The 23,062-nt window shown below is 53.1% G+C and carries 21 protein-coding genes; 19 read left to right on the forward strand and 2 right to left on the reverse strand.

The genetic code is table 11. From position 1 onward, the window contains the following. Positions 1-77 precede the first annotated feature (77 nt). From HMPREF9623_RS08080 to HMPREF9623_RS08135, 11 genes are all read left to right on the forward strand, one after another. Positions 78-1,310, forward strand: a complete 1,233-nt coding sequence (locus HMPREF9623_RS08080; protein WP_009533413.1) for a hypothetical protein — start codon at positions 78-80, stop codon at positions 1,308-1,310. Positions 1,311-1,321: 11 nt separating this feature from the next. Next, the gene (locus HMPREF9623_RS08085; protein WP_009533414.1) at positions 1,322-1,633 is read left to right on the forward strand and encodes a WXG100 family type VII secretion target; all 312 of its coding nucleotides are present in this window, start codon (positions 1,322-1,324) and stop codon (positions 1,631-1,633) included. A 12-nt stretch (positions 1,634-1,645) separates the two neighbouring features. After that, the gene (locus HMPREF9623_RS08090; RefSeq protein ID WP_009533415.1) at positions 1,646-1,948 is read left to right on the forward strand and encodes a hypothetical protein; all 303 of its coding nucleotides are present in this window, start codon (positions 1,646-1,648) and stop codon (positions 1,946-1,948) included. Then, complete coding sequence (locus HMPREF9623_RS08095) at positions 1,945-2,274, forward strand: hypothetical protein (RefSeq protein ID WP_009533416.1); 330 nt, start codon at positions 1,945-1,947, stop codon at positions 2,272-2,274. Before HMPREF9623_RS08090 ends, HMPREF9623_RS08095 begins: the two co-directional genes overlap by 4 nt. 275 nt (positions 2,275-2,549) lie before the next feature. Continuing rightward, complete coding sequence (locus tag HMPREF9623_RS08105; RefSeq protein WP_009533417.1) at positions 2,550-3,371, forward strand: hypothetical protein; 822 nt, start codon at positions 2,550-2,552, stop codon at positions 3,369-3,371. 46 nt (positions 3,372-3,417) lie between these two features. Then, complete coding sequence (locus HMPREF9623_RS08110) at positions 3,418-5,994, forward strand: hypothetical protein (protein WP_009533418.1); 2,577 nt, start codon at positions 3,418-3,420, stop codon at positions 5,992-5,994. 229 nt (positions 5,995-6,223) lie between these two features. Further along, positions 6,224-6,757: a GNAT family N-acetyltransferase gene (locus HMPREF9623_RS08115; protein WP_009533420.1), complete on the forward strand. Its 534-nt coding sequence runs from the start codon at positions 6,224-6,226 to the stop codon at positions 6,755-6,757. Positions 6,758-7,015: 258 nt separating this feature from the next. Continuing rightward, the gene (locus HMPREF9623_RS08120; protein WP_009533421.1) at positions 7,016-8,635 is read left to right on the forward strand and encodes a DUF438 domain-containing protein; all 1,620 of its coding nucleotides are present in this window, start codon (positions 7,016-7,018) and stop codon (positions 8,633-8,635) included. Beyond that, positions 8,628-8,882, forward strand: a complete 255-nt coding sequence (locus HMPREF9623_RS08125; RefSeq protein ID WP_009533422.1) for a hypothetical protein — start codon at positions 8,628-8,630, stop codon at positions 8,880-8,882. The genes HMPREF9623_RS08120 and HMPREF9623_RS08125 overlap by 8 nt, the downstream gene beginning before the upstream one ends. A gap of 87 nt (positions 8,883-8,969) precedes the next feature. After that, positions 8,970-9,287: a thioredoxin gene (gene trxA / locus HMPREF9623_RS08130; RefSeq protein WP_009533423.1), complete on the forward strand. Its 318-nt coding sequence runs from the start codon at positions 8,970-8,972 to the stop codon at positions 9,285-9,287. Between the two features lie 215 nt (positions 9,288-9,502). Next, complete coding sequence (locus tag HMPREF9623_RS08135) at positions 9,503-10,288, forward strand: CPBP family glutamic-type intramembrane protease (protein WP_009533424.1); 786 nt, start codon at positions 9,503-9,505, stop codon at positions 10,286-10,288. Positions 10,289-10,359: 71 nt separating this feature from the next. Here HMPREF9623_RS08135 and HMPREF9623_RS08140 read toward each other — a convergent pair whose 3' ends face one another. Continuing rightward, entirely contained in the window at positions 10,360-11,796 is a 1,437-nt protein-coding gene (locus HMPREF9623_RS08140) for an aspartate ammonia-lyase (protein ID WP_009533425.1), read from the reverse strand. Between the two features lie 139 nt (positions 11,797-11,935). On the opposite strand from HMPREF9623_RS08140, the gene HMPREF9623_RS08145 reads away from it, so the two are divergent. The 4 genes from HMPREF9623_RS08145 (at position 11,936) to HMPREF9623_RS08160 (ending at position 16,560) form a co-directional block, all read left to right on the forward strand. Beyond that, positions 11,936-12,880, forward strand: coding sequence for a LysR family transcriptional regulator (locus HMPREF9623_RS08145; protein WP_009533426.1), 945 nt, complete (start codon positions 11,936-11,938; stop codon positions 12,878-12,880). 128 nt (positions 12,881-13,008) lie between these two features. After that, positions 13,009-14,067, forward strand: a complete 1,059-nt coding sequence (locus HMPREF9623_RS08150; protein WP_009533427.1) for a YdcF family protein — start codon at positions 13,009-13,011, stop codon at positions 14,065-14,067. Positions 14,068-14,158: 91 nt separating this feature from the next. Then, the gene (locus HMPREF9623_RS08155) at positions 14,159-14,464 is read left to right on the forward strand and encodes a DUF6110 family protein (RefSeq protein ID WP_009533428.1); all 306 of its coding nucleotides are present in this window, start codon (positions 14,159-14,161) and stop codon (positions 14,462-14,464) included. Further along, positions 14,461-16,560, forward strand: a complete 2,100-nt coding sequence (locus HMPREF9623_RS08160; RefSeq protein ID WP_009533429.1) for a heavy metal translocating P-type ATPase — start codon at positions 14,461-14,463, stop codon at positions 16,558-16,560. Before HMPREF9623_RS08155 ends, HMPREF9623_RS08160 begins: the two co-directional genes overlap by 4 nt. A 109-nt stretch (positions 16,561-16,669) precedes the next feature. On the opposite strand, the gene HMPREF9623_RS08165 is transcribed toward HMPREF9623_RS08160, so the two are convergent. After that, positions 16,670-17,239 carry a hypothetical protein gene (locus HMPREF9623_RS08165; RefSeq protein WP_009533430.1) on the reverse strand — a complete coding sequence of 190 codons (570 nt, stop codon included), beginning with the start codon at positions 17,237-17,239 and terminating at the stop codon, positions 16,670-16,672. 577 nt (positions 17,240-17,816) lie between these two features. Between HMPREF9623_RS08165 and HMPREF9623_RS08170 the strand changes: the two genes are divergently transcribed. The 4 genes from HMPREF9623_RS08170 to HMPREF9623_RS08185 are packed head-to-tail and all read left to right on the forward strand — an operon-like array spanning position 17,817 to position 22,968. Continuing rightward, positions 17,817-18,755 carry a hypothetical protein gene (locus HMPREF9623_RS08170; protein WP_009533431.1) on the forward strand — a complete coding sequence of 313 codons (939 nt, stop codon included), beginning with the start codon at positions 17,817-17,819 and terminating at the stop codon, positions 18,753-18,755. Beyond that, positions 18,752-20,818 carry an McrB family protein gene (locus tag HMPREF9623_RS10965; protein WP_009533432.1) on the forward strand — a complete coding sequence of 689 codons (2,067 nt, stop codon included), beginning with the start codon at positions 18,752-18,754 and terminating at the stop codon, positions 20,816-20,818. The genes HMPREF9623_RS08170 and HMPREF9623_RS10965 overlap by 4 nt, the downstream gene beginning before the upstream one ends. Next, positions 20,802-22,541: a DUF2357 domain-containing protein gene (locus tag HMPREF9623_RS08180; RefSeq protein WP_009533433.1), complete on the forward strand. Its 1,740-nt coding sequence runs from the start codon at positions 20,802-20,804 to the stop codon at positions 22,539-22,541. Before HMPREF9623_RS10965 ends, HMPREF9623_RS08180 begins: the two co-directional genes overlap by 17 nt. 46 nt (positions 22,542-22,587) lie before the next feature. Next, entirely contained in the window at positions 22,588-22,968 is a 381-nt protein-coding gene (locus tag HMPREF9623_RS08185; RefSeq protein ID WP_009533434.1) for a RidA family protein, read from the forward strand. The last annotated feature ends 94 nt before the right edge of the window (positions 22,969-23,062 follow it).

Here is a 23,062-nt window from a genome sequence, read left to right on the forward strand (position 1 = left end):
AGAGTGATTGCGCCGTACGAGCAAAACGGGAGAGAAACCGGACCGAAAGGCAAATGGTTGAAAGGGGAAGCGGACATATGAGACAGAACCGCGCGCAGGGATGGAAGAGAGGCGTCGCCTTGACAATGGCGGCGCTGTTTTTGTGCACAGCGGGAGGCTGCGGCACGGCGAAGCAGCCAAAAGGCACAGCTGCGGTACAGACCGATGAGCGGATTTCGGAGGTGATCACAGCGGCAAAAGGGCAGACAGCCGACTATCTGTCCCGGAAATACGCGAAATACGGCGACACGCTGACGACGTATTATGAGGCAGAGTATATGCCCAAGACAGAGCCTCATACCGCTCTTTCCGAGACCTTTCAGACAAAGAGATATGCCGGGACCAATCAGCTGGTCAATGTTTATTACAGTGGGAATCCGTTGCGGGAACAGGATAACTATATGGCCTTTGTGTATCGCGAACGGGTTGAGACAGAGTATCAAAATCTGTTGGCCGAAGTTTACGGTGCGGACTGTGTGAAACTGGTTGCAGAGCCGGTTGCCTACATCTGGACCGACGAAGAAATCGACGGCAATACGAGCTTTGAGACCTATATGCAGCTTGTCGACGAGCAGGAAATCATCGCGCTGGTGAGAAAAGACGAAAAGGAAAAGAAGCGGGACATCCAAAAACTCGGGAAACTCCTGAAAGCACGAGACCTCGGTGTGAATCTGCTGCTCTATTATGTCGACGACGAGCAATTTGGCGCCGCGGACATGGCAGAAGTGTTAGCGCAGGGACAGTATGACGGCAACTGCCTCTGCAAGGCTGTGGTGACCTGCAATCCGCAGCGCGGGGAAGCGTGCAGGGCCGAGTGGAGAGCCGGAAATTATATGCCGGATCTCTGGGCACTCCGGAGAGAGGCTTATGCGGATCCGGAGAAACAGAAGACGCAGGACGAGATTTATCGCGCGGTGCTGAAACTGCCGCTCAAAAAAATGGGCGTCAATACCGGTTGGACACTGGACGACATCCTGCGAAAGGCAAATTACCGCAAAGACCGATTCAACCGGGAGGAGCTGGTTGCCTACGAGAGCATTCGCGCGAAACTGGGGCAAGCAAAGTATAAACCGCTTCGAAAAAGCTATATTTTGCTGCTCTCGTACCGCGCGGGGCACGGAGGCCCGATCGTCAAAGAGGGAGAGGATAACCGGACGGAATTGTGGAAGGCGAGCAATGAGCACATCCGCATGTATCTCGAATTCTGGCCCGGCAATGATGACGAAGGCGGGTTCCGCGAAGGCACAGTGTTTGCGTCGTCGGAACCGTAAAAGGAGGGAAGATGGATCTCTATGTGAATTTGCCGCAGCTCGAGGCGGCGCGGGAAAAAACACACGCCCTGCAGCGCCGACTCGCATGCGCGGCGCGGGATATCCGGGCGCTGGAGCGCGACATGGACCAGAGTGTCTGGAGCGGCAAGGGAAGAGATGGATTTGTGCGGCTCTTTCGACTTTTTGAGCAGGCGCTTGACGGCATGCAGGCTACGTTGGATGAGAAGCAGACTTTGCTCGACGAGGCTGCTCTTGAGGCAGGACGGTGTCTGCAAAGTGAAACCGAAGGCTTTTGTGAGGAGTTTACGGCTGCGGAGAGCTGAGAGGGGAAGGCCATGAAAATAGAGTTACGGCATGAGGCTTTGCAATTGCTGCACGATCAGTGGGGCTTGCTCGGAGAAGAATTGCGGGAAATTTGGGATGGGATTCAAGCGGTAGATGAAGACCTCGCGCAGATGTTTACGGGAGACATGCAGAGTGCCTACCGAGCGGCTGCGGAGCGCTCATCCGCGCAGGCTTCACAGCTCTCGGATATTTTTGAATCGCTGCTCGCACAGCTGGACGAAGTCAACCACACGGCGGAGGCCTTTGACCGGGCTCTTGGGACGATGATTCAGAGAGGAGGAAGGAAAGCATGAGCTGTCGTTGTAGCGATATTCGCGACTGTGAGCGGGATTTGCGCGTGCTGCAAAGAACGCTGCGAGATAACAGACAACTGGGGCAGCGCATCCGTACACTTGCGGCGAGCGGACACGCGGGAGATGAACAGGATGAAAGAGCATATCCGGTCGAAGAGAGCCTGCGGGCACGGATGCGACAAAAAACGGAAGAATTCTCTGCGCGGGCATTGGAAGCGCAGCAGAGATATCAGCGCTATCTGGAAAATTGTATTTGGGCGGCAGAAGACGATCTTGCGGCAATGCAGGAGGAAGATGACGCCTATCACGAGGATGATGATGACTGAGAGACAGAAAACAGCCGGAACATCCCGGCAAAATACAGCGGGAGAAACGCAGGATAAGCACTTTTTTCAAAGACCGGCTGCTTGCCGGGAAGCGGAAAGCAACTGCCCAGTTTCGCACAGTGCAGCGGAAATCCGTCAGCGGGAGATACCCGGTCATGAGATACCGGATTTGCTTCGCTACCTTGCTCTGTACCGGTGGGGGCTTCTATGCGAGGGAAATACGGATGAGAGTTGCCTTCTGATGAGATAAGAGGCATAGGAAGGGGAAAACAGACATGCAACAGGACATGAGAGAACAGACAGAGGCAAGTAGAGAGAAAGCGGCGGAAAAAAAGAGACATCTTTGGCTTCGCTATCTCCCCAAAGTAATCCTTGGCCTGGGCGTTCTTGCAGTCTATTTCAGCTGGCATGACTATCACCGCAAGCCGAGCCAAAAGGAACTGGACATAGCCCTGACCAGATACATGCGGGGAAAGTATGCGATATACGGAGATACCCTGACACCGAAGGGAGAGGGAAGTGTAACGTATCTGGCGAGTGATATTTTCTATTCGACCAGCAATACCTATGAACTCGCGTTTACTTCCGAGAAGTTTCCGAAGAAAGAAGAAAAAGAAGAAATCGTCCTTGACTATGATTATGAGAAGAATACGCTGCGTGACAACTATATGAGCTTTGTATTGCGCAATCAGGCGGAAGAAAAGTTCCGGGAGATCTTTGATCGAATCTATGAGCCGGGAACGTACGAATTGGTCATGAAAGTTGAAGCAGCACCTTGGAGGAAGTTAAATCCGACTGCGGTTGAGACAATCAGTCAGCACTTGGAGCATATTCCTCTCAGTGATATCAGTATTTGTGTGGTTCGGAATTCAGAGATGATAGAGGGAGATGTGCGAGAATTATTAAGGATGTTAAAGATAGAGCAATACGGAGTTGACGGAATAATATATTACATGGATGAGGAGGAGTATCGAAATCGTAATTTGAAAGGGAATTGGATGGATGAAGACCCCTATTCCTATAAGAAATATATAATTTTTGCCTGGGAAAAGAATAAGAGCGATTTTTCGATTTACACCTTGCGAGAGGGAAAGTAGAGTCTTGTGTAGTATGAGACGATGATGTGATTATCAGAGGTAAAGAATGAATACTAAAGAAAATGAGAGCGGAATTAGGGAAAAGGAATATATACAACAGGTAGTATACAATGAAGTTTTGTATCTTCCTGTTCCTAAATTAAAAATTAAAAAGCAAGGGGCAACTATTAGTGATATTGTCAAAGAGGCAAGGATTTCCTATGACAATGGAAATCCCTATAATATTGATATAAATGATTTGACACTTCTGGAAGCCTGCCTCAAAGAGGAATCCGGTATCTCCGATATCGGCAATGCGACAATACACTATGCAAGTTTCAACAAAAATACCAATGACCTGATTGCGCACGGAGTCACGCGGCAGGAAGCAGACTCTATCACAGACGCAAAGGCAATTTCAGCTGTGGTTTTTATTTACAAAGGTAGTGAAAGACAGGGAATCAAAGAAGGCGTGAGCATGGTATTTCGCGGGACGCCGAGAGCAGCCTGGAGTGACAATGCAAATATGGAGAGTGACTGTACCGGTCATTTCCAAAAGGACGGATTTACTTATGAGCGGATTTCTTCGCTTGACAGAGCAAGTTTATTGAACGTGCAGGATACCTTACGGCAAATCGAAGAAGGAGATGATGAGACTGCCCGGGTGTGCAGGCAGTTCATGCAAGAGAATAAACTGGCCCTCAGCGCGCATTCACAGGGAGGGAAACGTGCGGTTACCGCAAAGGGAGTTTTTCCGGAATTGCAGAATACGCGCTGCTATGTGTTTGATGCGCCGGGAATTCCGCCGGAACATTGGGATGAGCTTGTGCAACACTGGGGCGCGGAAAAAGTAGAAGAGATGCGCAATGATATATATAGTATCTATGCCGATAATGATATTGTACACGGAATCGGATATACAGAACAGCGAGGATATTTTGCGCGAAATCAGATGGCCTTAGATGTGCCGGAAGTAGATAATGACCGGAATGCAAATGTAATGGCATATCACTATGCATTTCGGCTGCTCCATATCGACGGAGACGGGAGCGTAAGGTTACAGGAGAAAGTAGAAAAGGAAGGAAATTGGGCCGAATATGCCAAGGTTGTTTCGGATGAACTGATGAAACTCCCGCCGGATAAGCGGGCTGATCTCATGCACCCCACAATGGCGCTGATACAGGTATTTCACGCAAACTCACTACCGCATAATTATAATTTTATTGAGCATATCAAACTCGGGGGGAGAACAATGAAATTTCTTCCTGACATTATTCCGCTGTTACATTTTTCTGCCTATCGATATTATTCTGAAAGTTACTCAAAGGAGCATCCGCTTGAGCGATGGCCGGCAGGAGCCGGGGAAATCGTACTAAAACTGAAAGGGATGCTTCCCAAAGACATACAGAACGGTTTGAATGAAGCGGGGGATGCCTGGAATAAATCTTTGGGTTTTTATCGGGAAGGAATCGGATGCGTTATTGGATTGCCGGGGGTATTGAGTCGATCTATGAGCAAATTCATAGTAGAAAAATTGGAGGCAACGAAACAACTGGCTGACAATGACAGTATAAGGCCGAACTCATTCTATCGGGACGAAGGCGGATTGCCGATGATACGCCATGATCAGACATTTAATCGCTGTACCATCGGTATGCTTCAGTTTGGAATCGAGGCGTATAGTGAAGCAATTACAGGAGCTTGTGATTGGGTGAAATCCGCGTGGATGAATGTCACACAAGCGTATTATTTGGATGATTATAGGGTGTTTTGTAATCTGAATTATCCGTTTAAGTCGGTGTCAGATCCGATTTCGGGGTGCATGAGCAGAGGTGGATATCCCGGACTTTTGAGATTCCAGGCGCCGCCCTCTCTTGCGCTGAGCAAGAATGTTGCTTATGTCTGTCGAAGTGTAGATCAGACAATCGGAAGCTGTGAGGAGAGTTGCTATCCGCTCTTTTGGATTCCGGCCGGGGCACAGTATCCTTGGAAACTGGCTGAACTTTTGCGGAAACAGCATACGGCGGAAATTCAGGCGGGCGTTGATGGCTTAAAGCGTGACAAAGCAGTGCTGGAGTCTTGCATCTTGGAAGCCTGCGGAATTTCCACACTGGAAGAGCTCAAATCGGATGTGCCGGGTAAGCGTCCGCTGTTTGCGCTTGCCAAGCGAGTTCTTTACGATGCGCGCGAGACCGAAGAGATTCTGCTGCACTATGCGGCACGCCTGGAGAAGGGATTACAGGCGCAGTTTGCGCTTCTTCCCGCGGGGAGCGCAGCGGGAGAGACAGAAAAGTTGTTTGATACAGAGGGCTTCCTCGCGAAGGAACCGGCAGACAACAGCAGTACTTACCGGGGAGAAGTCGGTATCTCTTATGCGGATGCCGGAGCGTCTATGCAGGACTGTGAAGAGAAGGCTTTGCAGTGCAATTACATTATAAGCGATATCGGCGAACTTCGGCATACGCTTTCCGGGCTTCGCTATGTCTCGGTGTCGCATGACGGGCTTGACGAAATGACGGGGATCATAAACCGCTGGCGGGCACAACAACTGCATCACAGGGAAGCACTCGGAAGCTATATGCGCTGCTGTCAGGAAGCAGAGGCAGCCTTCTGCGAGCGTTGCAACAGAATTGCGGTAAATTAAGCCGAGCGTTCAGAGATGTAAGTCGCAAGGGAGGACGAGGAATGCAGCAAGAGCACAAAAAGAGTCACCGGTGGAAACGACGTCTCCTGCCGAGTCAAAAGAAACCGGACACAGCCCTGACCGGATACATGCAGGGAAAGTATGCGGTTTACGGAGATACATTGACGCCGAAGGGTAGGGAAAGCCCTATGAGCTTTGTACTGCGCAACCAATAGGAGGACCATACGCAATGCTTCTTATCAAAAATCTGGAGACGTCAAGATTGACGCTTCGTTCTTGGCGGAAATCGGACAAAGACTTTACCTTATCTCTGTGGGGTGACAGAGAAAACGGAAAGTACATGAGTGATCCTGTTCGTGAGAATATGGACGAAGCGTATCTCAAATGTGTCGACGAGATGGAGGACAATCCGGAGGGATATTATCTGCTTGCCGAACGGAAAGCGGATGCGATGCCTGTCGGAACTTGCTGTATATTCCCCGAAAACGGGAATTATGATATTGGGTATTGCGTTGCAAAGGAATACTGGAGAGAAGGCCTCGGAACCGAGATGGTCGATGCCATCCTTCGCTGGGTGAAAGCAAAAGGCGGGAAGTCCGTTACGGGAGAAGTGGCCGATGGTAATCTCCCGTCAATCGCGCTTCTTCGCAAATTCGGGTTTACGGAGGACAGAAAGACGCGCTATAAAAAGTGGGGCGAAGAGACCTATTTTGACGCCCATTATTATAAGTTGAATTTAGATGGGCTGCCGATTTCGTTATAGTGCTGACTCTGCCGTTAGCAGGGACGAAAGCCTCTTTTCCTTCGCGAGGTAACGCGCTTTCGTGACGAACCGGTAGCGTTCAGGGCTCTGTTCGGTTGCCGCTCATGCAACAGGCAAAGGAGTGGCGGGAGCCGAAAAGCGCTGCGTCGAACCTAAACGGATGAAATTTCAGCTTTTGTTGCCGTAATCACGGTTTTTTGCGGGAGATATGCTATAGTGGAACGGTAAGGACGAACAAACCACTTTGGAGGCATATCCATGGATAAAATCATAGATTTCAGAAAAACTGTGTACGAGCTCGCAACGGAGTACCCGGAGTTCAAGGAGATTATGGCGAGTGTCGGCTTCAAGGAGATCACGGAGCCGGAAATTCTGGCTTCGGCGGGGAAGGTGATGACGGTGCCGAAGGGCTCCCGGATGAAGGGCATCCCGATGGAGAAGATTGTGAAGGCCTTTGAGGAGAAGGGCTTTCAGGTGAGCGGAGCCGACGGCGCGCCGGTGCCGCCGACGCCTCCGACTGCCCCTGTCAAGCCGCCGGTGCCGCCGACTGCGCAGTATAATTTTCCGAATGCGAAACCGGAGAGAGCGGAGGCTTTGAAGAGCTATCTCACGCGTCTCAGTCAGGGTGAGTCGCTCGACACGGTGCGGGAGGATTTCCGGAAAGAGTTCCACTCGGTCGAAGCGTCCGAAATCATGCAGGCGGAGCAGCAGCTCATGAAGGACGGCATGCCGCTCGAGGAAGTGCAGAAGCTCTGCGACATTCACTCGGCACTGTTTCACGGGGCAACCAAGGAAGAGCGGATTGCAAATGCCGAGCGCGAGGTCGCGGCGTCTATGATTCGCATTGCCGACCACGAGAAGGCGGAGCAGCAGGCGCAGTACGGCGACAAGAATGCGCTCGCTGCAAAGTTGATTGCGATTCCGGGACATCCGCTCGAGACCCTGACGCGGGAAAACCAGGCGCTCTCCCGGCGCATCGAGAGCTTCCGCGATGCGGCCAAACTCGGCGTGTCCTTAAAGGATGCGGTGCACGCAATCCGTGAGGTCACGGTGCACTACGCAAAGAAGGGCGACTTGCTCTATCCGCTGTTAAAGGTAAAATATGATGTGACGGGTCCGTCCTCCGTGATGTGGACGGTGGACGATGAAATTCGCGATGAGTTGGGGCGCCTTGATAAGGCAGAGGTCGAGGACGATGCCTGGAAGGCGGCGGCAGAGGCTGTCGTGCAGCGTGCGGACGAGATGATTTACAAGGAGACCAACATTCTGTTCCCGATTTGTGCCGTGAATTTCACGGAGGATGAGTGGAAGCAGATTTACCGCGATTCCAAGGACTATGAGAACTGCCTCGGCGTCGTGAGCAAGGTCTATGAAGCGGCAGAGGAAGATAAGCCGGCGGCAAAGGAGAAGGAAGTGCAGGTCGCGGTCGATACGACCGAGACAAAGCGCCGCAGCTCGTCCTTTGTCGGTGAAATCGTGATGCCGGGCGGCCACCTGAAGTTGGATCAGCTCGAGTGGCTGTTGAATACGATTCCGATGGAAATCACCTTTGTCGATGCCGACAACATCAACCGCTATTTCAACGAGAACGAGGGGCAGAAGGCGTTTAAGCGCCCGAAGATGGCGTTGGACCGCGAAGTGTTCTCCTGCCATCCGCCGAAGGTAGAGCCGCTGGTGCGCCAGATTATCGGAGAGTTCCGCGCGGGACGGCAGAGCAGTGTTTCGATTTGGGCCGAGAAGGGCGGAAAGACCATGCTGGTCAATTACCGCGCCGTGCGGGATGCGGAGGGCAACTATCTCGGCACCGCCGAGTTTGTGCAGGATATGGAATTTGCAAAGAGACATTTTCAGCAGGGAGGAGAGAAGCAGAATGATTAAGGTGTACGGGATGCCGAGCTGCCCGGATTGCGCGGAAGTCGCGGAAAAGATCAAGGCGAGCGGCAGAGAGAGCGAGTTTGAAATCATCAATATCGGCGAGCATGTGGCCTATCTGAAGGCGTTTTTACAGCTTCGCGACCGCGAGGAGGCATTCCGACCGGTCAGAGAGGGCGGTTATGTCGGCATTCCCTGCTTTGTCCGGGAAGACGGAACGGTGTCGCTTGATCCGGCGGAATTCGGTCTCTGAGAGGGCTTGACATCTGTCACTGACTCTGGCAAAATAGGAGTAGTTATTGATTTTATGCATGAAATCAGACCCTAAGGAGGTAGTGCGATGGAATATCGTTTCACAAAAGATAGTTTTGAGAAGGAAGTTCTGGAGTCCAAGGAGCCGGTGCTCATTGACTTCTACGCGGATTGGTGCGGTCCCTGCAAGATGATGGCGCCGGTGGTTGAGAAGCTCGCGGAGAAGTACGAGGGCAAGGTCAAGGTCGGCAAGGTCAACTCGGACGATGAGCCGGAGCTTGCACAGATGTTTCAGGTCATGAGTATCCCGAACTTTGTCATCATCAAGGACGGCAAGGTTGTGGATCGTGTGATCGGCGCAGTGCCGCAGCAGGCACTGGAGGAGAAGCTGGACGCGCAGCTTTGAGACGAAAGCGGATAGAGAGCGCCGCACTGTGGAGTATCACCACAGTGCGGCGCTTTTTCCGTTCCGGAAGAGACGAAACTTGAATTGTGCTCAAATTCCTGATAAGTTTGAGGTGCTTTCTGTGCAAAATTCGGCATATGTTAAAATGGGGTGGTAAGTTTATGTTGCCCTTGCTATAATGAGGACACTAAAAATCACAAAGGGGGTAACTTAGCATGAACATACGCGACATTATCCTCCCGAGAGAGAAGACAAAAAACCTCAGATGGTTTGATGTCATCATCATCACCCTGATTCTCTTCGGGAAGTTTATTGTCATCTCCACGCAGATGTACCTCGCGACCCTGAAACCGGCCGTTGAGGCGGCTGCGACAGCGGTCACGGAAGCTGCAACGGAGGTTGCGGAGACAACAACAGATGTGGCAACCGAGGGTGCCGCCTACTCCAGTAACCTAAGGTATCAGGCGACCATGCTGGCGATTGTCTTCATCTACCTCTTTATCCGGAACTTTGACTTCAAGCAGATCAAGTTCAGGCTGAACTGGAAGATTATCCCGCAGTACCTGGTGCTCTTCATCATCATGGGCCTCAGCGCAGACATTCTGTATCTGATTTTCGACAACGGCTACAACTACTTCTCGGCGGAGAGCCTGAGCCATATCAACCTGCTCTCGGTATTTCCGAAGTTTGCGGCGCTCTCCAAGGTCGCGATTATTTACGCGCTGCTGAACGCGTTCTATGAGGAGTTCTACTTCCTCGGCCTGCTCGGCACCGTGCAGGAGAAGTACAAGTGGGGCACCCTGGTGTTCTCGACGATTATCCGCGCTTCGTTCCACACCTACCAGGGTATGGCTTCGGCGCTCATCATCGGTATCTTCTTTGGTCTGCTCTACTATGTTTCCTACCACAAGTTCATCAAGAACCTGCTCCCGATTGTGCTGGTTCACTCGATGGCGGATATGTTCGGATCGGGCCTCATCTACCTGATTTCCCAGTGGTAATCACTTTCGGCAAAGAAAAGCGCTCTGCATCGCTGCAGAGCGCTTTTTGTATGCGTTGTTTGCGGGGACACTCAGTCAGAGAGTAAATCCGCGGGATTTCTGCCCTGGATACCGGGCTTCGTCATGGTATAGGGATCGAGGATGGTCTTTAACTGCTCCTCGGAGAGCAGCTTCTTCTGCAGAATCAGTTCGCGGACGGACTGGTTGGTGCGGAGCGCTTCCTTTGCGATGTTCGCCGCAGTCTCGTAACCGACATAGGGGCAGATGGCGGTGATGATGCCGATGGAGCTCTCGACCATCTCACGGCAGTGCTCTTCGTTTGCCGTGATGCCGACGATGCAGTTGTCGACAAGGGTCTGAACGGCGTTGCTGAGGGTCTGAATCGACTCGAAGAGGTTGTAGAAGATAATCGGCTCAAACGCGTTCAGCTCAAGCTGACCTGCCTCGGCCGCCATGGTAATCGTCACATCGTTTCCGATGATGTTGAACGCGACCTGGTTCACGACCTCGGGGATAACCGGGTTAATCTTGCCCGGCATAATCGAGGAGCCGTTCTGCTTTGCGGGTAGGTTAATCTCGCAGAAGCCGGTGCGCGGGCCCGAGGACATGAGGCGAAGGTCATTACACATCTTCGAGAGGTTCACGGCGCAGCTCTTTACGATGCCCGAGACCATCGCATAGCTGTCGAGGTTCTGGGTCGCGTCGATGGTGTCGTAGCTCTGCACGAGTTCCTCGCCGGTAATCGTAGACATGTTCTTGACGACGCGGTGGAAGTAGGTCGTATCTGCGTTTAAGCCGGTGCCGATTGCCGTGCCGCCCATGTTGAGGGAGCGGATTTCTTCTTTTGCGTTGTCAAAGCGGCGAATGTCGCGGCCGATGGCGCTCGCATAGGCGTGGAACTCCTGGCCGAGACGAATCGGCACAGCGTCCTGGAGCTGCGTGCGGCCCATCTTGATGACAGCGTCGAACTCATCGGACTTCTCAAGCAGTGCCTTTTCGAGGCGCTTTAACTGAATCTGTGCGCGGCGGAGCAGCGTGAGAGCCGCCATTTTGCCGCAGGACGGGAACACATCGTTGGTAGACTGGCCGAAGTTCACATGGTCATTCGGGTTCACAATGCTGTAGTCGCCCTTGGTGCCGCCGAGAATCTCGATGGCGCGGTTTGCGATGACCTCATTGGCATTCATGTTGAGAGAGGTGCCGGCGCCACCCTGAATCGGGTCGACAATGAACTGGTCGTGCAGCTTGCCGTCGATGATTTCGTCGCAGGCTTTGACGATTGCGCTTGCGCGCTCCTTCGAGAGCTCGCCGACCTCAAAGTTCGTGATGGCAGCGGCCTTCTTGATCTGGGCAACGCTGACAATGAGCTCCGGATGCATCTTGAGCCCGGTGATGTTGAAATTCTCATGTGCGCGGAGCGTCTGCACGCCGTAATAGGCGTCAATCGGGACTTCTTTTTCACCGATCGAATCGTGCTCCAGGCGATACCCTTCTCTTACTTCCGTCATGGTAAAACCTCCCTAAATAGGTTTTTTGAAGTGCTTGTCTCCAGTCTAACAGAGCGCTATACTATTCACAAATATCAATAAAGTGATATGAGATATTTGAAAAAAGAAATGTAACTGTCGACAGATAAAAAGGAGAAAAATGTCAGGCGAAGATATGTTTCAGGGCATGCGCTATGTCTATGAAGTATACCGGGAGATGAGTTTCTCACGCGCGGCAAAGAAACTCTTTATCTCCCAGCCCTCGCTCAGCAATGCGGTCCGAAAGACCGAACAGCGGCTCGGCGCGCCGCTCTTTGACCGGAGCACGAATCCGATCGGTCTCACCGATCTCGGGCGGGAATATATTCGCGCGGTCGAACTGATTCTCGACGTGGAGAACGGCTTTGCGACCTATGTGCACGACCGGAACGCCCTGCAAAACGGGGCGGTCTCGATCGGCGGGACCAATGTCTTCACCTCATATGCGCTGCCGCCGCTGGTCGCCCAATTCACCGAGCAGTTTCCGCAGATTCACATAGAGCTCGTGGAGGCCGTGACCTCGGAACTGAAGGAGAGGCTCTCGGACGGCTCGCTGGATCTGCTGATCGACAACACCGAGCTGAATGCCGCGGCCTATGAGAAAAAGTTCTTCCGCGAAGAGCATCTCCTTCTCACGGTGCCGAAGGCGCTTGCGGTCAATGAGAGAGTGCGGAACTACGCACTGACCGCAGAGGATATCAAGCGCAACGCGCACTTAAATTCCCGCATTCCCCCGGTGCCGCTGCAGGAATTCCGGGAGGAGCGCTTTCTTTTGCTCCGCGAGGGCAATGACACGAGAGAGCGGGCGGACCGGCTCTGCCATGAGGCCGGATTTTCACCGAAGCTGCGGCTTGAGCCGGAGCAGCAGGTGACAGCGTATAACTTCTCCTGCTACGGCATGGGCATCTCGTTTAACGGCGATGTTTTGATTAAACACGTCCCCGATGACACCAACCTTTGCTTCTACAAGCTGAACGCGCGGGAGGCTGTGCGCGAAGTCAATTTCTATTTCCGCCGGAATCGCTACATGTCGCGGGCGGTGCGAGAGTTTCTCAAACTTGTGTAAGCATAAGTCTATAAGAGGTATAGCTTTTGGATGATAACAAGTGATTTCGAATTAGAACTGGCGGGAGAAGCGAGGTTTATGCTATTCTGAAGCAATTCAAGAAATCTATTCCGGTAGGAGGTGAATGATTGAATCCAAACACACAATTTCTGATTCTGCGCGGCATTCAGCTGTTTTCGCTGCTGCTGATCGGAATCTTTGTCTATGTGATGGTGAAAGAGCCGCGTACGCTCTGGAGCGGGGTTAGCTTTTTGTTCGCGCTTGCGGGACTCGGCATCCTATTCCTGTTGCTGATATTCCGCTATTCGGACTGGCTGCAGGCGCATACGCCGATCCGTTTTTTGCTCTTGCTGCTCATGATTCTTTTCATGCTGGCGGTCCTGCTGTTTCCGTTGCTGCTGGTGCTTACCTTTTTCATTCAGGGCATACAGGTGCTGCGGCGCGAAGGACTGCGCCCGCAGAACTTGCTGTCACTGCTCTTTGCAATCTTACTCTTTGCCTATCTGATTTTCTGGCCGCAGCTTGGTGACTGGCAGAGTAACTTCGCGGGCAGAACGGTCTATGCGATTGTGGGACTTTGGATTGCGTACGGACTGCTGCTCTTTGCAATCTATGCCATCTCCGCACTGCTGAATCTGATACACCGGCGAGACAGTCAGAACTTCGACTATATTGTCGTGCTGGGCGCGGGCATCCGGGGGGAGCGTGTTACACCGCTGCTCGCGGCGAGACTGGACCGCGGCATTGCCCTTCTAAAAAAGAATAAGAAAGCACTGCTCATTCTGTCGGGCGGACAGGGACCGGGGGAAGATATCACAGAGGGCGAGGCCATGGCGCGTTATGCGCTGTCAAGGAGGGTTCCGCCGGAAAAAATACTGGTCGAAAAACAATCGAGAAATACGAGACAAAATCTGGAATATTCCAGAGAACTGATGGAGCGAACTCATCCGCGTGTTGCCGTGGTGACGACGAGTTATCATGTGTTCCGGGCCTTGCTCCTCGCGCGGCGGATGCATCTTCCGTGCAAGGGGTTCGGGGCAAAAACCAAGTGGTACTATACGCTGAATGCCCTGATTCGCGAGTATGTGGGTTATGTTAGTTTAAGCTATCGTTTGCATATCTTTGTCTTGGTGCTTTTGTCCTGCTTGGTACTTCTTGCGAATATTTTACCGAGATATTTGCACTAAGCGCTGTTAGAGATTTCAAAATAAGTTTATTTTGCACTTTCCGGAAAAGACGCTAAACTATAGACAATGAATTTCAACTTAGGAGGTAAGAATGATGTTTGGTACAAAGCAGCTGTTTAAGCTTGGTCTGTTTATCGGTGGTACGGTGTTCGGTACGGCAGGTATCACGATTCTGAAGTCGAGAGACGCAAAGTGCGCTTACACGCACGCAACCGCAGCGGTGCTCCGCGGCAAGGACTGCGTGATGAAGACCGTCTCCACGCTTCGCGAGAACTGCGATGACATCTATGAGGATGCAAAGGATCTGAACGAGCGCCGTTATGCAGCGGATGCGGAGAGAGCTTACCAGGAGGCAAAGGCTCTGGTTGAGGAGCACGAGGCAGCGACGGAAGCATGAGATATACAATACGCCACGAATCCAGACGCGTAATGCGTATCCACCTTGCGGGGACGCGTATGTCCCTCGGCGAGGCGGATATTCTGGAGTACTACCTGCGTGACCTGCCGTTTGTGGAAGATATCAAGATCTTCGAGCGGACGGGCGACGCAATTGTGAAGTACAATCGGGAGGCGGACCACAGAGAGCGGCTTTTAGACGCTCTCTGTGGTTTTTCATACCAGGATGAATACGCGCTCTCGTTAGTGCCCGAAGACAGCGGACGCGCACTGACACGCCACTACCAGGACAAGCTGTTCTGGAAGGTTGTGGGACGTGCGGCGACCATGTTGCTCCTGCCGGCGCCGGTGCGTGCGGTCTGGACAACGGTCAAGAGTCTCCGCTATGTGGTGCATGGCCTCGGCTGCCTGCTGACGCGCGGCCTCGAAGTGCCGGTGCTGGATGCGACCGCAATCACGGCCTCTATTCTTCGCAGTGACTTTGACACGGCTTCTTCGGTCATGTTCCTCTTAGAGCTCGGTGAGATCCTCGAGGAGTGGACGCACAAGAAGTCGGTCGGCGATCTGGCGCGCGCCATGAGCCTCCAGGTCGAGAAGGTCTGGATGAAGACCGAGGGCGCCGATGTCCTGATCGATGTGAAGGATGTACAGGTCGGTGACCGCATTGTGGTTCGCACCTCGAATGTGATTCCGCTCGACGGAACAGTGCTCGAGGGCGAGATGACCGTGAACCAGGCTTCGATGACAGGTGAATCCGTGCCGGTCGAGAAGCACGCGGGTGCCTATGTCTATGCCGGCACCGTCGTCGAAGAAGGCGAGTGCGTGATTCAGGTCGCAAAGGCAAAGGGCAGCGGTCACTACGACAAGATTGTCAAGATGATCGAGGAGTCCGAGAAGTTAAAGTCCAACACCGAGGCGAGAGCCTACCACCTTGCGGACAGCCTGGTGCCGTACTCGCTTGGCGGTGCGGCGCTGACCTTCCTGCTCACGAGAAATGTGGCAAAGGGTCTGGCGTTCCTGATGGTTGACTTCTCCTGCGCGCTGAAGCTCTCGATGCCGCTCGCTGTGCTCTCCGCAATCCGCGAGGCGGGTGACCGGAAGATCTCCGTGAAAGGCGGAAAGTTCATGGAGGCGATTGCCGAGGCCGATACGATAGTCTTCGATAAGACCGGCACGCTGACCCGTGCGACGCCGACTGTCATGCAGATTGAGACCTTCGGCGACATGGAGGAATCCGAGGCGCTGAAGATTGCAGCCTGCTTAGAGGAGCATTATCCGCACTCGATTGCCAATGCGGTCGTCGCAGAGGCGAAGAAGCGCGGCATCCGCCACAAGGAGATGCACTCCAAGGTGCAGTATGTGGTTGCGCACGGCATTGCCTCCGAGATTAACGGAAAGAAAGCCTTCATCGGCTCCTACCACTTTGTCTTTGAGGATGAGAAGTGCAAGCTCTTAAAGCGCGACGAGAAGAAGCTCGAAGCGCTGCCGGACGAGTACTCGAAACTCTACCTCGCAATCGACGGCAAGCTCTGCGCGGTCATCTGTATCTTTGACCCGATTCGCGAAGAGGCACCGGAGATTATCGACGGCCTGCGGAAACTCGGCATTTCGAAGATCTGCATGATGACCGGTGATGCGGAGAAGACAGCGGCGGCCGTGGCCGCACAGCTGCATCTCGACGAATTCCACGCGGAAGTTCTGCCGGGCACCAAGGCGGAGTTCGTGCGGAAGGAACACGCGGCGGGCCGCAAAGTCATCATGATCGGCGACGGCGTGAACGATACCCCGGCGCTCTCCGAGGCGGATGTCGGCATTGCGATTTCGGACGGCGCGGCGATTGCGCGCGAGGTCGCGGATGTCACGATTGCGGCCGATAATCTGCGCGAGCTGGTCTTCCTCCGGAAGCTCAGCATGGCGTTGATGCGCCGCATCCACTCGAATTACAACTTTATCATCGGTTTCAACGCGCTGCTCATAGCGCTCGGTGTCGGCGGTATTTTGCCGCCTGCGACCGGCGCACTCCTGCACAACGGCTCCACCATCGTGACAGGCTTAAAGAGCATGACCAACCTGCTCGACGAGGAAGAGAGCGCGTAAGGCGAAGCATTAAAAAACAGAAGAAGTATGAAAAGAGTCCGCCGGACAACAGGAGAGTGTTGTCCGGCGGACTCTTTTGTAGAAAGCAAGGCATGTTTCAAGGCTGTGCTTATGCATCCAAGGAAAACATACGATATACCTCGGTGATGTTTTCTCTGTGAATCACCGGTAGATGTGCCTGTATCAAATAACTTGGCAATTCACCGGGCGAGATACGTGCGTGACGGATATCCGTTACGATTCTGGCAATGGAGTCGTAGGTATAGGGGGGAAGAATTGTAATAGGCGGCATGAGAAACTGGAAGTCATTCATATCGATAAAGAGCGGATTAAAAGAGTCTTCCGGATAGTCAAGGCACAGGATGACATAATCGTCACTGCAAAATCTTTTCCACAGAATATTGATGACGTTCTTCTTTTGCCTTAAAAAAGCTGCGAACTCATAAATATCTTGAAAGCCATGGATTTGGGAGTCTTCTCGGTAAGCAAAGCCGAAAATCAGGCCGTTCAAACAGAAATCATTTGCTTTGTTGAAGGCGTCTAACAGGAAACGGTACAGTTCTTCCCGGGGAGGGTTTTCCAGTACAAAAGGACTCTTGGAAACATCGGCCTGGTAGAACCCGTTCATTGCCACCACATCGAGGACAGATTTGTGTTGCACGGTCCAAAATCGAAACATGTTTACACCTCACATAGGATGATAATTGCTTATAGTAACCTAACCATTTAGCATAGGATGGGACGTCTGTAAAGCCTGTTTTTTTGTTGCGGTGAGTGGCGATACCTGTTGAGAAGTTGATTGGTTCCGTTCTGAGAGAGCAAAACAGTCTGCGTCAATCGGGGAAAGTTATTGTCAAACAGGAGTCCATTGAGGCTTTGTTGTCTTCGGATGTTCAAGAAAAGTTTTTGTACTGGTGAGCTATTTTCTGATATCGCCGTGAGAGTTTGGTTGATTGCTACAAAAAAGAGGGCCGCGACACTTCTGTCGCTGCCCTCTTTTTCCGTCCTCTTAAAAACGAACTACCGTACTATACAGAAATTATGAAGTGATGTCAATCAAAAATAAGTTTATTTTTCTGGTTCATGTAAGAATTGTCTGGTTTTACGGTGGGAATTTGTGGAAGCATACCTGATATATAGCGAAAATAGGAGATTAGACCAAAAAAGATATGTAAAATTTGACAAATGTGGGAATTGCATTCTGTGGAAAATTGAAGCAGAATGAATGTATACCGAAGAGAAGGAGGCACAACAGGTTGAGTAAGAAGAAGCTATCAAAACCAGCACTTGTGAATAGGCAGGTCTTCAAAGATCAGCTGAAACAGACGCCGGTTGCGGAGCGGCAGCGTATTCTGAAGCAATTCTTTGAGAGTGCGGGCTGTACACTGCCGGGTTACTCGTTGAAACGGGCGCATTTGATGCCGCTGCCGATTATCTATCAGCAGATAGACCGTTCGCCCGAGTTTGAGGCTGCGTTACAGGAGCTGTATTACAAGGAGGTGAAGGCGGATGTCTCCGGTGCGATATTGACGGATCGGAAGGAAACAGACAGCAAAGGACAGACAACAGACACAGAAACAAGAAAGCAGGAGGAAGACGTGGACGAAACGACTTTACAAGGAAAGATAGAAATGCTTCAACAGCAACTGGAAGCCTTGCGACAGGAGTTCCAGGCTTATAAGAAGCAGAGCAAAGAGGCCAAGCAGGAGTTTCGCATACAGCTCGACAATGAGCAGGGAGAGAAGCGAAATCTCGAAAAGCAGGTACGGCGCCTTGAGGCAGAAAAAGAGGAGCTTAGGTCCGACTTCGAAAAGGAGCTTGCAGTGCGGGAAGAAAAGGTCCGCGAGGCGATGAACAAAGTAAAGGCTGCCGAAGAGGAGAAACAGGAGTTGCAAAAGCGACTGGAATTACTGAAAAAGTACGAGGAAAAGCAGCTCCGGGAAAAGAGCAAGCTTCCGAAAATTTTAATCTTCTCGCGCGTGGATATCAGCGAGGAGGCAGAGGATTTAAACTGTGATCTTCGCTCGGATCTGACAGGGTTAGAAAAACTGCCCTGGAAAGAATACGAAGAAATCTGGAATGTAAGCGGGACCATGAGTTACGCGGACAAGCTGAAACTCAAGTCCTACACAAGCCTTAAGGTACTTAGCATCGGTAACTTGAAAAATGCAATCGAGGAGATGAAACGGAAATGAACAAGAATTATCGGGAATACATCGGACGTCTGGCGCGGTATGATCAGTCGGGGCGCAGCTCTATCTTCATTAACCGCATGAATATCATTCAGTATAATGTAAAGACATTGCTCCTGCCGGATGCCGCGACTTCGTTTGTCACGGGCTTCGGAAATCTGCTGTCGGATTTTTCGGATGACATCTACGCGGGAGATGATGCGCGCATCGACAATTTCGAGGCGTTCATGGAGAATCAGCTCTTTATCTTTAAGGTTCAGACCAAAAACGTCAACGGCATGGAAGTGCGCAGCATGACGGATGTGCATCTGGTGCCGGTGCCGAAGTCCTTCGACCAGAGTACGGAATTCTATGCGGTGCCGGTCTTCTGCAGCAAGAACGATGAAGAAGTGCGCGACTGGGAGTACAACAAAAGCTGGAACCTGTACCGGAATTACGATACCCGCGCGGAGTTTCTCGCGGATATCAAGGTCGGCGAGCAGCTCGGCAGTCTCTACGGCTATGACATCGAGAGCTCGGCTCCCGCGTTTGTGCTCTGGCGGGATGCGGACGGAAAGCTCTTTGCGGTCGGCAGCATTGAGAGCGCAGAGACGGATCCGGTCGGCGCCTGCGTGCTGCAGGGAAAATATCTGTTCACGATTGATATGAGCGAGTACATCGAGAACTTTGTCTACGATGACAGCTATAATCCCTGCGTGAGCTATGTGCCGGCCGACATCTACCGCAAGATTGACAACCAGTTAAAGAGTGCCGTGCTGCAGGCCGAGAAGGACGAGGAAGAGGCACGGCAGAAGGCTGCCGCGGAGCGCGCGGCGGCAGAGGCGGCGTTGCGGGAAGCGGAAGCCGCGGGCAGGAGAGAAGAGAGTGCGGCGGAGGAGACAGAGGATACGGCAAGTCAGTCCGCAGTGGGGCAGGAGCTGAAGGAACAGCTCGACGAAACGGAGCTCGAGAAGATCGCGACGACGGAAAAGAACGAGGCGCTGATTTTCGACATGATGGAGTACTATGCGCAGAAGAGCCGCTGCTACTACAAGCGGAGCGACTTTGTGAACTTCCACACGGCGGTGAAATGCAGCGATCTTGTGATTCTCTCGGGCCTCAGCGGCACCGGAAAATCCTCTCTCGTCAATGTCTACGCAAAGGCGCTCGGCCTCAATGCGAGCGCAGACCTCGAGGACAGCCAGATGCTCATGGTGCCGGTGCGCCCGTCCTGGAGCGATGACGCCGATCTTCTCGGCTATGTGGATCTCGCGCATATGGTTTACCACGCGGCGGACTCGGGCTTTGTGGACTTTCTGGTGCGCGCGCAGCGGGAGGAGAATAAGAATAAGCTCTTCCTGGTTTGCTTCGAGGAGATGAATCTCGCGCGGGTCGAGCACTACTTCAGCCAGTTCCTTTCGATTCTGGAGCGTCCGGCGGGGCAGCGGGAGTTACAGCTCTATGACAAGCAGTACATGGGCAAGCTCTACAACGCGGCGGACTATCCGTTCCAGATTGAAATCGGCAACAATGTGAAATTCATCGGCACCGTCAATATCGATGAGACGACGCATCACTTCTCGGACAAGGTGCTGGACCGCGCGAATGTGATTGAGCTCGAAGTTCTGAATTATGCGACCGAGTGGCAGGATAAGACCTTTGCGGCGGTCGGCAAGACACAGATCTGGAGCACCCAGGACTATGAGAAACTGATTGTGAAGGAGCAGATTCCAAATGCTCGGGAGGTGCGAAGCCTGCTTTGGGAGGTGCACTGCGCACTGCAGAGCCTGAGCCCGAAGTACGGCGCCGGGCCGCGTGTCGTGAAGAATGTCTTAAAGTACCTGAGTAATCTGCCGAAGGAGGAAGCGCTGGATTTTGACCGCGCACTCGATCTGCAGCTGGTTCAGCGTGTGCTGACCAAGCTCCGCGGTGTGGAGAGCGTGGTGGGACCGGCGTTGCAGGAGAATGGCGAGGGCAGTCTGCTTGCGGTACTGGACAAGTATCAGTCACTCTCGCAGTTTGCGAAGAGCCGGGCCCTGCTCGCGCAGAAGAAGAAGGAAGTAGAGAGCTATGGTTACTGCAACTAAACTCCCCTTTTCGCTGTCGGTGATTCGCACGTTCGCGTACGAGCCGGGCGGACAGGCTGTGACAGCAGAGAAAGAGGCCACGAAATTTGTTCTCCTGCCGGGGGCAAACAGCCTGACGGGCGCAGCGACTGTGTTTATCCGGGAGAACGAGGGCGTGGAGCTCTTATTCGAGTCGGCGGATGCGGGGGCAAGGCTCTATCTCCCCTGTCTGGATGTCGCGGAAGATGTGGGCCGTGTGCTGCATGACGACGCGGGCGACTATATCGCGCCTTCGGCAGAGCGGTTCCGGCTCTGCGGCGCCGGCAAAGAGGGACTGCTGGTGGAGCGCATGGCATTTTTTGTCCTCGCGGAGGGCACACGCTACTACGGCAGTTTTGAGGTGGCCCCCCGGCAACTCGATCACAGCGAGTGGAAGATTATGCAGCAGGAGCTCGAGGCAGAGTTCGAGGGGCTCAGCAGAAGCTGGAAAAAGGGACAGGCGGGGCGCGGCATCGACGGTGAGCAGGCGCTCCCGCTCCGCGCATTCCGGGATCTCGAGCGCCTCGAGGCCGAGGAGAGCCAACTCTTTGCCGCACTTCTTGAAATCAGAGAGCAACCGCGCTACGAGATTAAGACTGTCTACGAGAAGGAGCCCATAGAAGCGAGCGGTCGCTTGGATGAGAAGAGCTTGCGCGCCGATCTGGCGCGCGGCGGCGTGTCGCATGTGCAGCTGATTCCGAAAAAGCGCCTCGACTATGACATCCCCGAGAATCGTATGCTCCGCATTATGGCGGATGCTCTCTCCGCGAAGCTGACGGAGTTTTCGCGGTATACCGAGGATCCGCAGCTCAGTGGAGGCCGCATGCACGCGTTCACGAAGACCGTGCGGCGCTACCGGCATATTCTGGAAGCGCTTCGAAGCAGTTATTGGTATCAGACGGTATCCCTGTCCGAGCTGTATACCGTGCCGCAGGGGATTTTATCGGACAGCCGCTACTACATGGTTTATCGGTTGTATCTCGCGCTGAAGCGGGATCACCTCGGTGTGACTATGCAGGAGCTGTACCGCCTGAGTTATCAAAAGAGCAGTCTTCTCTATGAGCTCTGGTGCTACTTTAAACTCCAGCATGTGCTGGAGGAATTCGCGACCGAGACAATCCGCGAGGAGAGCTACGCGGTCGGCGAGGGCGGCGGGCTTTCCCTGCGGGACGGCAGCCGGGTCGGCTTTGAAAACGACACGGCGCGCTTCACGCTGGTTTATAACCAGACGTTGGAGCAGCGGAATCGGGACACCGAGCGGGATCCGCTTTACTTTGCGACAGACCACAACGGCAGTAGTCACAATCATCCGGATTTGCTGTTGCACATTTTCAGCAAGCGGACGGGCTGGTATGTCGGTAGCATTATCCTCGAGTGCAAGTACCGGAAGATTTCGCAGATTTGGAGCGGAAAGCGCTCGAGTCTCGGTCAGCTGGAGACCTACTATAAGAATGCGTGCAGCGATGAGATTTACGGCGGCAGGGGAAAGGTGCTGAGAACCCATCCGGTGCGCCGCGTGATGGCTCTGACACCCGATACGGTCACTTTGCCGCTCTCTTCGGATAGTTTCCCGCTGGAAACCTTTGCGCTGCGCCCCGGCAAAACAAACCGCACGCGGGCTGCGCTCTCCGAACACATCCGGCAGCAGATTGCGGAGGCGCTGGAGGCAGAGAAAATTTTCGCACCGGCGGCACAGTCGAAGTAGTATACTGAAAGAAACTGTTGATTGATGCAGAGAGGAGATATCTGGTATGAAGAAAGCAATTGCAACCCAGGCGGCACCGGCGGCCATCGGCCCCTACTCGCAGGCGATTGAGGCAAACGGCACCCTGTTTATTTCGGGACAGATTCCGCTGGACCCGGCGACCGGTGAGTTCTCGGCGGATGATATCAAGGGACAGACCAGACAGGTGTTCCGGAATATCGGTGCGATTCTGAAGGAAGCGGGTCTCGGCTTTGAGCACGTCGTGCAGGCGACGGTTTACCTCGCGGACATCGCGGATTTTGCGGCGATGAATGAGGTCTACGCGGAGTTCTTTGCGGCACCGTATCCGGCGCGCGCGGCCTTCCAGGTCGCGGCACTCCCGAAGAATGCAAAGGTGGAGATCGGCGTCACGGCAGTGCGCGCATAAGACGCGGCATTTGCGACGCAGCGGAACTGTGGTTGCGATGCAGGTAAGTGATGGAAGGTAACAGAGACAGGCAGTGAGCGTTGATTTAAGAAAG

Source organism: Stomatobaculum longum (genome assembly GCA_000242235.1).
In the GTDB taxonomy this organism is placed as follows: domain Bacteria; phylum Bacillota; class Clostridia; order Lachnospirales; family Lachnospiraceae; genus Moryella; species Moryella longum.